Genomic DNA, 13,274 nt, shown 5'->3' on the forward strand with positions numbered 1-13,274 from the left:
GGGGATTTGTCTGCATGATCTCTTCGTTGTTAAGGGTTTGTCCCTGTAATCAAATTCTCGCTATTGTGCAATTAGATCGTAACTTCAATCCCTACACCCATCTCCAGCGCTTTACGGTAAATCATCTGTGCGGTTACTACATCTAGCACTGCAGTGCCTACGGTTTTGAAGAGCGTGATGTCTTCCTCGCGTTCACGGCCCTTTATCTGGCCAAGCAGTACTTGTCCTAATTCACCCGCGATATCCTGCCGGCTTATGATTCCTTTCTCCAACGGGATGATTATATCTCCTGCCTCAGCCAAAACCCCTTCAATCGTATCGAAAACGATCGTATCCGCGCGCTTAACAATTTCCTCAGGGAGCTCCTGCATTTGTGGTGTATAGGCGCCAACGCCGTTAATGTGAGCGCCTGCCTTTATGCATGTGCCGTCAAATACCGGACGCGGCGATGTCGTTACTGCCGTAACAATGTCTGCGTTCGAAAGCGCTGCGTTCAGATCCTCAGCAACTACGATCCGGGTATGGAAAGTGTCTGCAAATTGATTCCGCATCTGATCTGTAAAAGCGCGTGCCCGGTCGATATTTACGTCATATACGCGAACCTCCTCCAGTTCTCGTACATTCAGCATGGCCTCCAATTGCGTACCGGCTTGTCCGCCTGTACCAATGAGCACCGCGGTTTTTGCATCCTTACGGGCGAGCAGGTCGGTTGCCGCACCTTGCACGGCGCCCGTTCTCAGCTGTGTTAAATATGTTCCGTCTATGATGGCGCAGACTTCGCCAGTCTTACCGTCGAGTACAATCATTTGAGCCGGAACCGAAGATTTACCGAGTTCAATATTGTTAGGAAACACCGATACGATTTTAATCCCTGCAGCCTCCAGCGGTTCCACGAAGGCCGGCATGAAGAGGCTCTGTCCTTGCTGTTTCGGCATATCAATATTAACGCGGAGCGGTACATTGCAGCTACCTGCAGAATACATGTTCAGCGCCAGTTTGGCAGCTTCAATCGCTTCCTTCATCGTAAATATCTGTTTTGTATGTTCTTTGGATATCATCAGCATGGTAAGCACCTCGTAGTAAGTATTTTGATATTTGACAGTAAGCCGCTTTTTAAGCCGTCGCTTCCTGCAGATGTTCCTCTTTTTTTCTGAACTCGGCAATAAGCATGCTTGCGCCGCTATAAAGAAGTATTGCGGCAACGATCCATTGGAGCATCGATACGTCTAGGCCTTTGACAAGGTATACAGCTACCAGCACCCCAATCACACCAAAGGTCGAAGTGAACAGCGTAATTTTGCGGCCGTATTCACCATATTTAATGAACTGCATGCTGCCGATCGGCACCGAGAAGGTAGCCGCACCCATCATGATTGGAAATGCAATAGCAGGATTCAGACCCAAGGCGTATACGGTTACCATCGTTAGAGCATACGAGCCGATGCCAATATTGTTAAGCGCTCCATAGATGAATAGACAAACCGCCGCGATAACGAGCTTCGAACCAGTTAAGCCGGTCGCTGTTCCGCCCGAAGGGATGAGGCCGAATTTACCTGCTAGGATGAAGAAGGTAGCGATGACCAGCCCAGCTCCGATAAATCTGCGGATCACAGTCGGCGATAATTTCACGACAAATCGTGGTCCAATATATGCCCCGATAATTTGAGCGATGATACACACTGCCAATGTGAGTATATCTACATTAATTACTGAAATGAAGGCCAGCGCCATGACAGCGACGGGAATCACGCACTGCGTATTTAAAGTTCCTGGCAGCTTCTTGTCCGTTACTAGCTTTGTTTTTCGATACAATATCGACGAAATCGCAAAGTCCGAGACACCAAAGGTCGAGAAGAAGAAAATAACAGTCGACGAGATTGCCAGCATAAAACCGTTTCCGGGCTCTTTCCGGATTTCTTCCTTATGCTTGATGACGTCAAAGACGAAGCGAAAAGCAAAAATCACATTAATGATGACGATTAGCGTTATTATGATAGCTGTTACTGACATAAGGTTCGGCCTTCTTTCTTATTGTTATGAGAGTTATATATTGTCATGGGGTTTGAATATACTTCGTATTCCTTGTAACTCCTTGCCGAACTGCTTTCTCGCATCTTCATCGAGGGCATCAATTAGCTTGAGGCAGTAAGCATCGTGGCTAATGTTTTCCTTGGTCAGGAATACCATCGGGAGACTTTGAGTCCAGATCACTTCGGCATTCTTATCATTCTGAATGTGTCCAAAGAGTACTTCTTTGGAATCAATAACAAGGTTAATCCATCTGCCGCCGCTCTCTTCGAGCTTCGCCTCTTCAAATCCATGTCTGTAGTAATAATGAAGCGGTACATCATAATCATGGTCTGTGCTGTACAGAATGATGACAGTCTGCGCAAGTCTTTTCTCCACAGCCTGCAGCTCTTCGAGAATATAAGGTAAATCTTCTCTCCACACTTGGATGTAAACGTCTGATTTCGCTTCCTCCAGCAAATGCCGGCATTTATTGAAAATATTGCTATACCCGCGTATGTACCATAATGTCTCCAGATCCATCGTCTGGTTATAGCTTGTCAGCTCTTTCTGAACTTCGGCCAGATCCTCTTCGACGTTAGTTCTGATGTTGTTGATCAACTCCTCGATGGGAACGGCACTGTAATTTACCGGATTGGTCTGCTTGGATACGACAGCGCAGCCCTTCTCCATAAGTATTTCTAACGTGTTGTACACCTTGGAGCGGGGGACGGAGGACCATTTGCTAATCTCGTATCCCGTACCCGCGCCATTTTTCAATAGGGCAATATACACCTTCGTTTCAGACTCCGTGAAGTGGAACAATTTTAGCAACTGAATGACTCTCTCCAAGCGAGCCCCCTCCTTTTCAAAATACAACTGTATTTGTGATTTAATTCACATGATTATTGATGACTTGCAATTGATAGTAGCTACCCTCAAGAACTACTATATAGCATTCAGACGACTTTGTACATATTTTCACAAACAAATTCACGAGTTAGACATAAAATAGAAAGGAATGTTGTGTTCACTTACGTAGGTAGGGGTAACGTGTAACCTACGCAAGTTGGATTTACTGCTAATCATGCCTGCGCATAGCGGCCAAATCTCGGGACCTGCGGCGTGGGAGAATCCCCTTGTGCCAAAGGCATGGACAGAGGGGATCTACGCTCATATGCCAGCCTTTGATCCGGGGATTTACCCGTGGTATCTATACGCTTAATTGCTATCATTCCATCGACAATCCACCGGTCACAGGGGTATAGGTCCCTGTCAAGAAGCAAGCATCATCGCTGGCCAGGAATGCGATAACGCTCGCGACATCTTCCGGATCGGCTACGCGCCCTAGCGGCGTAAATCCGCTGATCACGTTCTTCTCTTGCGCTGACAAAAACGCCGTAGCCTCTGTGTTTACAAGGCCGGGTGCAACGACATTAGCTGAGATGCCATAGGGTCCGAATTCTTGGGCAATGTAGGTAGAGAACGTATCGAGAGCACCTTTTGCCGTTCCATGTGAAATCATGCAGGGCGAGGGGTCTTTGCCCAGTGTGCTGGATATATAAATGATCCGTCCGAACTTCTGCTCCATCATATAAGGAATGACGGCTTGGGTCGTCACGAATGCCGCCTGTAATTCACTATGGAATTTAGCAGCGAATGACTCCCAGGATAGCTCGGCAAACGCTTTGGCTTCAAAAGCCATACTGGCGTTGCTGACCAGAATATCAATACGGCCAAAGGATTGCTTCGCGGCGGCGACAAGCTTCAAGACTTGATCTGCCTCGCGAACATCCGCTTGAATAGCAATGGCTTCCCCGCCGACGGTACGAATTGCGGCTACCACTTCTTCAGCAGCCGCGACGTTTGATTCATAATTGACGACGACCTTCGCCCCCCGTTCAGCGAGCAGCAAGGATGCTGCGCGTCCAATACCTCGCGAACCTCCGGTTACGATGGCTACTTTCCCTTGAAGCATCATGTTGATTCCCTTCCTTCCGTCATTTGAATGATGAATACATCGCCGCGATTTCGAGCGCGGCTTTCTTCACTTCCACAGCCAAATCAGCAGGTTCGCGCACAATGACATCCGTCTTGAAGTGGAGCAAGAAGCCGATCAGCCATTTCTGACGCGGAACAGTGGTGCGCACAAGCAGTGATCCTGAGGGAAGGCGTTCAATGTCCTGCTCATCGAAATGATCCACAGCCGCTACCTTGGCGTCACCAGAGAATTCCAGGACAAGGTGACAAGTCTGTTCATGGCGATCCGCCCGCAGCTGCGCATCCATCCGTTCATTAAGCTTCGCAAGCGCTACATCTCTTCGGTCATACGTGTCGGGACGGATTTGAAGATGATGAATGCGAGAGAGCCGGAATGTCCGGTAATCCTCCCGGGTCAGGCAATAGCCATGAAGATACCAGGTGTACCGCTTGAGCACGAGACCAATCGGTTCAACGCAACGCTGCGTTTCTTCTCCTTGACCATCGGTATAGCCGAACTGAATCAGTTTGGTCTCACGGATAGCCTGCTGCAATGCTTCGTATTTGGCACGTTCCACCTCACTCTTCCGCCAAGGCGTGAAATCGACGATGAGTTGGTCCCGCTCAGTTAGGCGCCCTTGTTCCGCTTGCGAGACCAGTGCGCCGACTTTATCGAGCAGGCGGTCCATGTGGGAATGGTGAACCGCCTGTGTTGATTGAAGACCGCGGATCGCGGTAGACAGAGCAATGAGCTCATCCAAGGACAGCATCTGCCGATCCAAGCGGAAGCTATCCATGATCTCATAACCGCCTTCTGCGCCTGTATACGATATGATAGGGATTCCTGCGAGATTGAGCGATTCCAAATCGCGGTAAATTGTACGCAGCGATACCTCCATTCGATCAGCCAATTCTTGGGCTTGAACCCGTTTTCGATTGAGCAGCAGAATCGTAATGGCCATCAGTCGCTCGAGCTTCATGTCTTTTCCTCCATTTGTACAGAATTAATGTGTAGTCGCGTATCCGTCTTCCTCCGGGGATGGATCCAGCTTCTCTCTACTCATGAAGAAGGCTGCGATCAGCGCAAGGACGGCGGGAACGAGGCTCCACGTGAAGGTTGAGATGATTGAATCCGTTAATCCCAACTTGATGGTGCTTAGCGTATTCCCATCGATGGACTTGCTGAGTGCTGGATTTAGCAGGACGTAAGGGTCATTGTAGTTAAAATCTGCAGGCATCTGTGTTGCTCCTTTGCTCGCAAACGTTTGGGTCAGCTTGCTCGTGAGCAGATGATTCTGGATGATACCGAATATCGTAATCCCAAGCGTCATACCAAGTGAGCGGTTGAAGTTCAGTGTTGAACTCGCTGCGCCGCGTTGTGTGGCTGGGAACGAGTGGATGGCTGAACTACTTAGTACCGAGAAGGATGTCCCGACGCCAAGGCCGACGAGAACCATATAGGTCGTAATGAGAACGCGTGGTGAATCCATCGTCAGTCCTGTTAGTAGAGCTAACCCCGCAATGAGGATGAAGAGCGGCGGAATTAAGATGGTCCGATAAGGTAATTTGGCCATTAGGAATCCACCAATGGTCGCCGTAACGACTGAACCGATCATCATCGGGAGCAGCACGAGTCCGGAGTTGGATGCTGTTCCTCCAAGTACACCTTGAATGTATATGGGAATGAACATGGCTGCAGACATGTACGCAGCACCGCTGAATATCGCGATCATATTGCTGGTTGTATAGAGACGATTCTGGAACATGCGAAAAGAGATGATGGGTTCAACAGCTCTTTTCTCGACGAATACAAGCAATACGGTAAAAACAACGAACCCTGCGAATAAGCCAAGGATTTGTGGGGAGCCCCATGCGTACTCTTTGCCGCCGAGCTCTAACCCAAGCATGAGGCAGATGACAGCCCCAATTAAGAGTAACGCCCCGAGAAAATCGATGCTTTGCTTGGCATGTACTGTGGATTCTTTGTAGAAGATCAAGACCAAGAGGAACGCAACGAGACCAAGCGGCAGATTAATGTAGAAAATCCATTCCCAATGCAAGTGATCCGTAATAAATCCGCCCAGCATCGGAGCGACGACACTCGATAAGCCGAATAGAGCGCCGAACATGCCTGTCATTTTGCCTCGATTCTCTGGTGGAACAATATCGAACATGATCGTGAATGCGATGGATACCATCGCGCCTGCGCCAATCCCTTGAACAGCACGGTACAGACTTAGCTGTGTGATCGATTCAGCGGTTCCGCATAAGGCGGAACCGATCATAAAGACGATAATCCCGAAGATGAAGAATCGTTTGCGTCCATACATATCGGAGAGCTTACCGAAGATGGGCATGCCTGCCATCTCAGCGACCATATAAGCGGTTGTGACCCAGACGAATTTGTCGAGTCCGCCCATCTCGCCGACAATCGTTCCCATGGCGGTGGCGACGATGGTGTTATCCATCGAGGCCATCAGGATCGCGAGCAGCAGCCCTGCTATAATAACCCCTACTTTGTTGCGCTTCGTATTCATACAATTTCAATCCTTTCGGTTATGGTAACGGGTGAACCGTATTTGAACCCATCATACCCAACTATTGTTGACATCTGTCTGTCAGGGTTTCTGAACAAATTTTTTTAATTCTTTCTGGATCTACGCAAGTTATTTCTCTAATTCCACATTTTAGGTAGTCATATCCTAATTTTCCAAGTACAATGTTAAGCAATCCAGAATAGGAAAGGTGGAGGTCATAGCATGATGACGAGTGGATCTGCTGCGGGTGGTGTTATTTTCGGGATCATTCCCATCTTGATGTTTCTTGTTAATGTGGGGTTGCTTGGGTTAGGGATCTATTTGCTCATTCTACTCATTCGATTGGCCAAACGGGGGATTGAATTGCTTGATTTGCAGATTGCGGAGAAGAGACGCACCAGACGCGATGATCTCAATCGTGGAGATCAAGGCGGTAATGAGTTTCTGTAAGAGATCACATCATATATCGGGGGTCGATTGAAGATGTACGAAACATGGGGTCCACAGGATGAGGTGCTGCGATCGATTCCTTTTATCCAGGATGAAGTGCAGTATACCTTGATACATACCATTGTTAGCGGGGAAGATGCGATCTGTTACAAGTCGCAGGATGGGCAAGTCATGTATGCACAGACGCCAGGCTATCGAGGATGGATCTGGATGAGTGCGCAGGTTCAAGGCCGGGATCGGGAAGAGCGACTGCGGGAACTATGTGATCGATTAGGGGAACAGCGGGTTCCGGGCTTTGCGGGAGATCCGGATGTCGTCCATTTGTTTGCAAGGCTATATGCTGCCAAGCATGCGATAACTTTTCAGCCTCGGATGGAGCTGCAAGCGTATCAATGCGAGGTTCCCATCCTGCCTGAGGGAGTAGCAGGAGCGATTCAAGAGGCAACGGTACGGGACTTAATGGATGTTGCACGTTTTCTCGTAGAGTTCGCTTACGATGCCTACGGGGAGACGGTTGAACTTGCTTCTCGCATGCAAGAAGCGGATCATCTCATTCGTTCGGGCAATCTGTATGTCTGGATGGTAGACGGTATACCTGTTTCTATGGCCAATATTGCGAGTCGCACACCGCGGCATGCGCGAATTAATGCCGTCTGCACGCCACTGGCGCACCGAAAGAAAGGGTATGCGAGTGCGCTCGTCGCACAGGTGTGCCGCATTATTTTGGAGGAAGGACGTACCCCGATTTTGTACGCGGACGGGGCGAATCCGGATTCAAACCGAGTCTATCAGCATATTGGATTCCGAGTGAGCGGGAGGATTCAGGAGATCGATTTTATAAGGGAATAGAAAGAGTGAACTTGTCTTGGCTAAACGCCTTTCTTCCATCCGATGATGGACGGGGGGCGTTTCTTTTCATTGTCAAAGGTTTAAATTTGTGTTAATTTTGAACATAGAACCAATCATCCTATGTTTGGAGGTATTCGATTGAAATTACAGAAAGCCACTCGTGTCACATTAACCGAACAGATCGCAGCGCAGTTGGATCAATTGATTCAATCTGGAGCGTGGCCTGTAGGGCAGCGAATTCCTGCCGAACCGGAACTGGTAGAACAGCTCGGTGTTAGTCGCAATACGGTACGTGAAGCGGTCAAAGCGTTGATTCACGCGGGATTGCTGGAGGCACGGCAAGGAGATGGGACCTATGTATGCTCGAAGAGCGATCTAGGTGCAGCGCTGAATCGACGGTTCAAGAAAGCCGATTTAATCGAAATTATTGAGGTTCGGTATGCCCTTGAACAAGAAGCTGCACGATTGGCAGCAGAACGACGGACGGAGGAAGACGTCGTCTATCTGAAGCAATGTCTCGCGAATTACTTGGATTCGAGAGGGAAGTCGCACTATATTGATGTCGATATGGAACTGCATAAAGCCATCGTTCTTGCAACGCATAACACCATTCTCATTGATCTCTACGAACATATGACGGATGCTGTGATGGCGACGATTCATCAGTCAACACAGGAGGAGATTGAAGAGCAGCATGTACAGGTCCACACCCAGTTGATTCACCACATTATTAACCAGGATGCCGAAGCGGCTGTTACGACCCTTCGTCATTTACTTCGAATTTCGGAAAGTGTCATTTAGACCGTTCGATATACAGAGATAGGAGTATTCATATGAGTTCACGCACAAGAAATTTGACCTTATTATTTGTATGTATTCTATTGGTTGCTGCAAATCTGCGAGCACCGATTACAGGGCTCGGTCCTGTTGTAGGATTGATTCGAGAGGACACGGGACTATCCGGCACGGTTATCGGATTGCTCACGACGCTGACCTTAATTGCCTTTGCCGTTCTATCCCCACTCGTCCCAGCAATTGCAAGACGGTTAGGGATAGAACTGACATTAGTCGTCAGTCTGTTCGTATTGATGATTGGCGTTATCGTTCGTTCTTTGCCGTCGGCTTTCTCCTTATTCCTCGGAACGGCCTTATTGGGACTTGCGATTGCTGTCGGGAATGTGCTCGTCCCTACGATGATTAAGCGAGACTTTCCTAAAAAGGTAGGGCTTATGACGGGAATATACTCTTCCTTTATGAATTTATGGGCAGCGATCGCTTCAGGTCTTGCAATTCCGCTCGCGGAAGGCGCTAACCTCGGATGGCGAGGAGCACTAGCCATATGGGGTGTTCTTACAGTCATAGCGTTGATCGCCTGGTTGCCGCAGCTTCGTCATCGGCAGGTTCCGCAGCAAGGCAGCCACCATGCCAAGGGCCCCCGTATTAATCTGTGGCGCTCAGGACTTGCGTGGTACGTGACCTTGTTCATGGGGGTCCAATCGTTCTTCTTCTACGTGAATATTACGTGGCTCCCTGAAATTCTACATGCCCAAGGGATGAGTACGGAATCTGCGGGTTGGATGATGTTCTTACTGCAGCTCGTGAGTCTCCCGGCGTCCTTCTTGACGCCAATCATTGCAGCACGATTGAAGAGCCAACGGATTATTGCATTTCTCGTAGCTGCGGGATTTGGTATCGGATACGTATTACTGCTTATGGGGGGCTTGATCCTCAGTGTCGTAGGTACGAGTCTGATCGGGATTGCCGGCGGAGCTGGCTTCAGCCTAGCGGTCATGTTCTTCGCACTGCGTACACGTACCGTTCAGGAATCGGCAGAAATGTCTGGCATGGCCCAGTCCGTAGGGTATTTTATTGCTGCGATTGGTCCGATGCTGTTCGGCTTGCTCCATGATCTTACCCAGAGCTGGACAGTCACGTATATCACGCTTTTCGTCATGGTGGCGATATTCGCAGTGCTTGGCTTCGGAGCGGGCCAGAACGCCTATGTTGTGGCAGCGCCGCAATCCAGCACGGCAGATACAGCTGTTCGTCCGCAGAAGACATCGTGATATCATAACAGGGTATGAAAAACCTCCGTCTCTAGACCGAGGTTTTTTCCTTTTACAGTCTGATTCTAATCCTAAGAAAAGATTGTACAATAGTAATACTGAAGACGGATTATGAGATAGAATAGGTGGGATGAGTAGATGATGCAATGGATGCATCCTTTGATGGCGTTTGTGACGAGGCGGTTCGGGGGCCTTCAAGAGATAGATTACCAATGGCCTTCGCCGCAATTTCCAGTGATTAGTATCCGAAGTAATGCGAATCAGCACCGGAGTGGATTTGCTCCGCGTCCTAAGGTTGCGATCGGCCTGATTGCGATTGGCGACATTGCCGTGGGTCTAATCGCGTGCGGTGCAATTAGCTTTGGCATTCTGTCCTTCGGTGCTGTTGCACTCGGGATTTGGCTGGCACTAGGAGCCGTTGCAATGAGTGGCTCGCTCGCGGCTGGCGCCGTGGCGATTTCTTCCGGCATATCCGTTGGCGCCGTCGCGATCGGAGAATGGGCATTAGGTGCGGTTGCGATTGCCGAGAAAGCACTGGGGGTCGTCAGTATCGGTGAATGGGCTTTTGGAATCGTGGCGATTGGTGCGCATGGGTTCGGTCTGATTCCGATTATCGGGGATTTGTTCGAGTGGTTCTTCAATTTGTTCTAAGGCTAGATCATTCGTTATAATGGAATGGATAGGGAAATCCTGGTTCAAGGACCTATCGGGCCAGCCGATAAGCTCTAATCATTCACTGCGGAGGCGAGAGAGATGTTAGTTGTAACGAATACGATTCGGATCAAAGAAGGATTCGGCAGTAAAATCGCAGAGCGATTCGCACAAGCGAAAGGTGTACAGGCGATGCCTGGTTTTGTACGGATGGAAGCATGGCTCGGTGCCGGACAAGAAGGGGAAGAAGAACTGAAGGTCTGCACCGTGTGGGAGAATGAAGAGGCGTTCAAGAACTGGACATCCAGCGAGGCATTCCGTGAATCTCACCGCGGTGCTGGGGATAGTAAGGAATACATGCTCGGTGCTTCGCTGAATAAATACCAGATGGTTGTTAGTCACAATGCATAACAGAGGAGGGGACCGATTGCGGTCTCCTTTTTTTAAAAATATAAGAATTTATAAGTTTCACAAATAAACTGTTCTTATATTTCTCGCTTGAACGCTTCCCGTCCGTACAAGGACGACGAAGTCGTTTATGCTTGTCGATGGAGGTATGACGCTGCAACGCCTTAATCCACCTTGGCGCCGTAGGCACGTAGAAATTGTGCAGCCTGGGTAAAATCCATGCGCGCCCCCTTGACCTCCATGGACTTGAAATCAACACCATCCATTACGGCGCCACGAAGATCGGTTCCCTGCAGATTGGTTTTGGCCAGATGTGCGCGGGTCAGGTCACAGCCTCGAAGATTTGCTTTCTCCAAGTTCGCGCCGTAGAAGTCCGTCTCGACAAATCGAATGTCACGCAAGTCTTGCTTGGCGAGTCGGGTGTATCGAAGATTGGTATAGGACCAGTCGCCTTTCTCTAGCGTGATTCCGTCCATCTGGGTCTTGGAGAAGTCGGACCCGACCAGCTTGCAGTTCGTAAATTTGGCGACGAAGAGGTTCGCCTCATTGAAATTGCAGTTCTCAAAAGCCGTGTCGGTGTGGATTGAACCATTGAGCTGCGCGCCGTGAAAGTTGCATTCGATGAATCGGCAACCGGTCGTGGTGAATTCCTCCAAGGAGGTGCCCTGGAACTTACAGCGTTCGAATGTGCAGCGAATCAGTTCGCCGAACCGTAAATCCCGACCGCTAAAGATGACTTCTTGAAAATGTTCGTCGACATACTGATACATGGAATCCCTCCTTATGTTGTTTATTTAATGACAAGTCCTAAGAGTCCGGCAAAAGAGGAAGCATGCTTCGGTGCGATGATACATCCTCTCAAATCCTCAATTTCCACGGCCAAACTGCTGAATTCACAGCTGCTTAGATCAACCCTATCCAGCTTGGTGCCGGAAAATACGGCTTGATCGATGTGGCATTCGTCGAATGCAGTTTTGAGCATGGTGGATTGCCAGTAGTCAGCCTGCTTGAAGGAACTCTCCTCGAACACAACCTGCTTGAACTTCGCTTGCCGGAAATTCGCGTAATCGCCAATGCAGCGCTGGAATCTCACATTCTGGAAGCGGGTTCCGGTGAAGTCCGTCCCCATCAGCTTGCAATTCATGAACAAGGTCCGATGAATGAAGGCATCGGTCAGATTGATGTTGGAGAGGTCACAGGATTCAAAAATTACGTCCGTTATCTCCATCATGGTCAGCGTTGACGTTGTGATCGTAACGTTCTTGAAGTGAACTTTCTCGAACGAAACCTTGCTCGCATCCTGCTCTTCTATGGTGAGGTCGGATAGTGCCCCAAGATGATATTCGTCCTTCGAACACAAGGTGAATATCGGGGGTAGTTCTGGGAGTTCTGCTGGGATTTTCGGTGCATCGATCTTCATCTTTCTTACGTACCTCCGATCTTTAGTGAATACCGTAACGTTCGCTCAGAGTCTTTGCCATCGCATGCACGACATCCGGGGAAGGAAGGGATAACGTAGAAGAAGCCATCTGCATGCCTTCTGTCGTCTGAAGGCTGCGAATGACTTGCTTCACCGCATCGGTGAACACGCGTGACGCATCTGCGCCAATGGTGGTCAGCTCTTGAAGACTAGCTGTACTCGATGCTTCCACGAGTGGGAAATCCAGCTGTGCAGAGTCGCCGCCGACCGTGGCACGATCGTAGAATCCGCGTGTCAGCTGTGTACGCGCTTGTCCACTTCCTTCCGCAATGACGAATGCCTGTACGATGTAAGCATGCGACTGTCGGCGCTGCGCAATGCCGCAGAACTTACGCCCATCGATACTAAGGTCGAAATCGCCTGGGCAGAAGGCACCTTGGATTTCCCCTTTTTCTACAAGTGCACCAGTTGCTTGAAGAGCTTCACGGATCAGAGCATACATTTGTTCGAAATCGTTATGGAAGTGGCGTTCCGTTGCTGCGGTCTTTGGCAAAATCAGCGAAATATTGATGACACCTAGATCGAGCGGCACGGCTGCACCGCCCGTATTGCGTACCGCAGTCGAGCGGCCTTGATCTTCAAGCCAAGCCCAAGCATCCGCCACCTGCGGCAATCGGCTGTCTCGCAGACCTAGCACGAAGGCGTTCGGATGGCGCCACAGATGGCAGATGGCAGGGCCGCCGCGTCCGGTCTGTCGGCATAAGATCTCATCCAGCGCGAAAGGATACAGCACGTTCGGTTCATTCAAGTCATTCGTTCGATCCAGCAGCAGCATGTTGCGTAGTCCGTCTAGCGGGTTGATCGTCATGGCAGAGGGAGCTCCTTTTGAACATCGAATCATACGTT

16 protein-coding genes are annotated in these 13,274 nt (G+C 49.5%); 7 read left to right on the forward strand and 9 right to left on the reverse strand.

Going from position 1 to position 13,274, the window contains the following annotated elements:
• Nucleotides 1-71 precede the first annotated feature (71 nt).
• The 3 genes from ACFQZR_RS06575 to ACFQZR_RS06585 are packed head-to-tail and all read right to left on the reverse strand — an operon-like array spanning nucleotide 72 to nucleotide 2,859.
• Nucleotides 72-1,064, reverse strand: coding sequence for an ornithine cyclodeaminase family protein (locus ACFQZR_RS06575; RefSeq protein ID WP_379344111.1), 993 nt, complete (start codon nucleotides 1,062-1,064; stop codon nucleotides 72-74).
• A 49-nt stretch (nucleotides 1,065-1,113) separates the two neighbouring features.
• A complete protein-coding gene (locus ACFQZR_RS06580; RefSeq protein WP_379344113.1) occupies nucleotides 1,114-2,010 on the reverse strand; it encodes a sulfite exporter TauE/SafE family protein in 897 nt (298 codons plus the stop codon).
• Between the two features lie 33 nt (nucleotides 2,011-2,043).
• A complete protein-coding gene (locus ACFQZR_RS06585; RefSeq protein ID WP_379344115.1) occupies nucleotides 2,044-2,859 on the reverse strand; it encodes a TrmB family transcriptional regulator in 816 nt (271 codons plus the stop codon).
• Nucleotides 2,860-3,094: 235 nt separating this feature from the next.
• Here ACFQZR_RS06585 and ACFQZR_RS06590 point away from each other — a divergent pair, with 235 nt between their 5' ends.
• On the forward strand, nucleotides 3,095-3,232 hold the full coding sequence (locus ACFQZR_RS06590; RefSeq protein ID WP_379344916.1) for an AAC(3) family N-acetyltransferase: 138 nt from the start codon (nucleotides 3,095-3,097) through the stop codon (nucleotides 3,230-3,232).
• A 6-nt stretch (nucleotides 3,233-3,238) separates the two neighbouring features.
• Here the strand turns inward: ACFQZR_RS06590 and ACFQZR_RS06595 are convergent, their stop codons facing one another.
• Genes ACFQZR_RS06595 through ACFQZR_RS06605 form a run of 3 tightly spaced genes read right to left on the reverse strand, consistent with a single transcriptional unit; the run spans nucleotide 3,239 to nucleotide 6,524 of the window.
• The gene (locus ACFQZR_RS06595; protein WP_379344117.1) at nucleotides 3,239-3,988 is read right to left on the reverse strand and encodes an SDR family NAD(P)-dependent oxidoreductase; all 750 of its coding nucleotides are present in this window, start codon (nucleotides 3,986-3,988) and stop codon (nucleotides 3,239-3,241) included.
• A gap of 19 nt (nucleotides 3,989-4,007) precedes the next feature.
• Entirely contained in the window at nucleotides 4,008-4,967 is a 960-nt protein-coding gene (locus tag ACFQZR_RS06600; RefSeq protein WP_379344119.1) for a helix-turn-helix transcriptional regulator, read from the reverse strand.
• 24 nt (nucleotides 4,968-4,991) lie between these two features.
• A complete protein-coding gene (locus ACFQZR_RS06605) occupies nucleotides 4,992-6,524 on the reverse strand; it encodes an MDR family MFS transporter (RefSeq protein WP_379344121.1) in 1,533 nt (510 codons plus the stop codon).
• A gap of 222 nt (nucleotides 6,525-6,746) precedes the next feature.
• On the opposite strand from ACFQZR_RS06605, the gene ACFQZR_RS06610 reads away from it, so the two are divergent.
• The 6 genes from ACFQZR_RS06610 (at nucleotide 6,747) to ACFQZR_RS06635 (ending at nucleotide 10,951) form a co-directional block, all read left to right on the forward strand.
• The gene (locus tag ACFQZR_RS06610) at nucleotides 6,747-6,974 is read left to right on the forward strand and encodes a hypothetical protein (RefSeq protein ID WP_379344123.1); all 228 of its coding nucleotides are present in this window, start codon (nucleotides 6,747-6,749) and stop codon (nucleotides 6,972-6,974) included.
• Nucleotides 6,975-7,007: 33 nt separating this feature from the next.
• A complete protein-coding gene (locus tag ACFQZR_RS06615; protein ID WP_379344125.1) occupies nucleotides 7,008-7,823 on the forward strand; it encodes a GNAT family N-acetyltransferase in 816 nt (271 codons plus the stop codon).
• Nucleotides 7,824-7,961: 138 nt separating this feature from the next.
• A complete protein-coding gene (locus tag ACFQZR_RS06620) occupies nucleotides 7,962-8,624 on the forward strand; it encodes a FadR/GntR family transcriptional regulator (protein ID WP_018754493.1) in 663 nt (220 codons plus the stop codon).
• Between the two features lie 32 nt (nucleotides 8,625-8,656).
• Nucleotides 8,657-9,889: a CynX/NimT family MFS transporter gene (locus ACFQZR_RS06625; RefSeq protein ID WP_379344128.1), complete on the forward strand. Its 1,233-nt coding sequence runs from the start codon at nucleotides 8,657-8,659 to the stop codon at nucleotides 9,887-9,889.
• Between the two features lie 138 nt (nucleotides 9,890-10,027).
• Entirely contained in the window at nucleotides 10,028-10,540 is a 513-nt protein-coding gene (locus ACFQZR_RS06630; protein WP_379344130.1) for a hypothetical protein, read from the forward strand.
• Nucleotides 10,541-10,642: 102 nt separating this feature from the next.
• Nucleotides 10,643-10,951 (forward strand): antibiotic biosynthesis monooxygenase, encoded by a 309-nt coding sequence (locus ACFQZR_RS06635; RefSeq protein ID WP_018754496.1) that lies wholly within the window; start codon nucleotides 10,643-10,645, stop codon nucleotides 10,949-10,951.
• Nucleotides 10,952-11,112: 161 nt separating this feature from the next.
• Here the strand turns inward: ACFQZR_RS06635 and ACFQZR_RS06640 are convergent, their stop codons facing one another.
• From ACFQZR_RS06640 to ACFQZR_RS06650, 3 genes are read right to left on the reverse strand one after another with little or no spacing between them, the layout of a single operon-like run.
• Complete coding sequence (locus ACFQZR_RS06640) at nucleotides 11,113-11,718, reverse strand: pentapeptide repeat-containing protein (RefSeq protein WP_379344133.1); 606 nt, start codon at nucleotides 11,716-11,718, stop codon at nucleotides 11,113-11,115.
• 20 nt (nucleotides 11,719-11,738) lie between these two features.
• On the reverse strand, nucleotides 11,739-12,368 hold the full coding sequence (locus tag ACFQZR_RS06645; RefSeq protein ID WP_379344135.1) for a pentapeptide repeat-containing protein: 630 nt from the start codon (nucleotides 12,366-12,368) through the stop codon (nucleotides 11,739-11,741).
• 22 nt (nucleotides 12,369-12,390) lie between these two features.
• Complete coding sequence (locus tag ACFQZR_RS06650; RefSeq protein WP_379344137.1) at nucleotides 12,391-13,236, reverse strand: lipoate--protein ligase family protein; 846 nt, start codon at nucleotides 13,234-13,236, stop codon at nucleotides 12,391-12,393.
• Nucleotides 13,237-13,274 lie beyond the last annotated feature (38 nt).

The sequence above is a fragment of the Paenibacillus sp. GCM10027629 genome (assembly GCF_042676425.1).
In the GTDB taxonomy this organism is placed as follows: domain Bacteria; phylum Bacillota; class Bacilli; order Paenibacillales; family Paenibacillaceae; genus Paenibacillus_K; species Paenibacillus_K terrigena.

Bases quoted from the DNA above. Each gene is read 5' to 3' on its own strand.
- ACFQZR_RS06575 (WP_379344111.1), bottom strand. From the start codon at position 1,064: ATGCTGATGATATCCAAAGAACATACAAAACAGATATTTACGATGAAG.
- ACFQZR_RS06580 (WP_379344113.1), bottom strand. From the start codon at position 2,010: ATGTCAGTAACAGCTATCATAATAACGCTAATCGTCATCATTAATGTG.
- ACFQZR_RS06590 (WP_379344916.1), top strand. From the start codon at position 3,095: ATGCCTGCGCATAGCGGCCAAATCTCGGGACCTGCGGCGTGGGAGAAT.
- ACFQZR_RS06595 (WP_379344117.1), bottom strand. From the start codon at position 3,988: ATGATGCTTCAAGGGAAAGTAGCCATCGTAACCGGAGGTTCGCGAGGT.
- ACFQZR_RS06600 (WP_379344119.1), bottom strand. From the start codon at position 4,967: ATGAAGCTCGAGCGACTGATGGCCATTACGATTCTGCTGCTCAATCGA.
- ACFQZR_RS06605 (WP_379344121.1), bottom strand. From the start codon at position 6,524: ATGAATACGAAGCGCAACAAAGTAGGGGTTATTATAGCAGGGCTGCTG.
- ACFQZR_RS06610 (WP_379344123.1), top strand. From the start codon at position 6,747: ATGATGACGAGTGGATCTGCTGCGGGTGGTGTTATTTTCGGGATCATT.
- ACFQZR_RS06615 (WP_379344125.1), top strand. From the start codon at position 7,008: ATGTACGAAACATGGGGTCCACAGGATGAGGTGCTGCGATCGATTCCT.
- ACFQZR_RS06625 (WP_379344128.1), top strand. From the start codon at position 8,657: ATGAGTTCACGCACAAGAAATTTGACCTTATTATTTGTATGTATTCTA.
- ACFQZR_RS06630 (WP_379344130.1), top strand. From the start codon at position 10,028: ATGATGCAATGGATGCATCCTTTGATGGCGTTTGTGACGAGGCGGTTC.
- ACFQZR_RS06635 (WP_018754496.1), top strand. From the start codon at position 10,643: ATGTTAGTTGTAACGAATACGATTCGGATCAAAGAAGGATTCGGCAGT.
- ACFQZR_RS06640 (WP_379344133.1), bottom strand. From the start codon at position 11,718: ATGTATCAGTATGTCGACGAACATTTTCAAGAAGTCATCTTTAGCGGT.
- ACFQZR_RS06645 (WP_379344135.1), bottom strand. From the start codon at position 12,368: ATGAAGATCGATGCACCGAAAATCCCAGCAGAACTCCCAGAACTACCC.
- ACFQZR_RS06650 (WP_379344137.1), bottom strand. From the start codon at position 13,236: ATGACGATCAACCCGCTAGACGGACTACGCAACATGCTGCTGCTGGAT.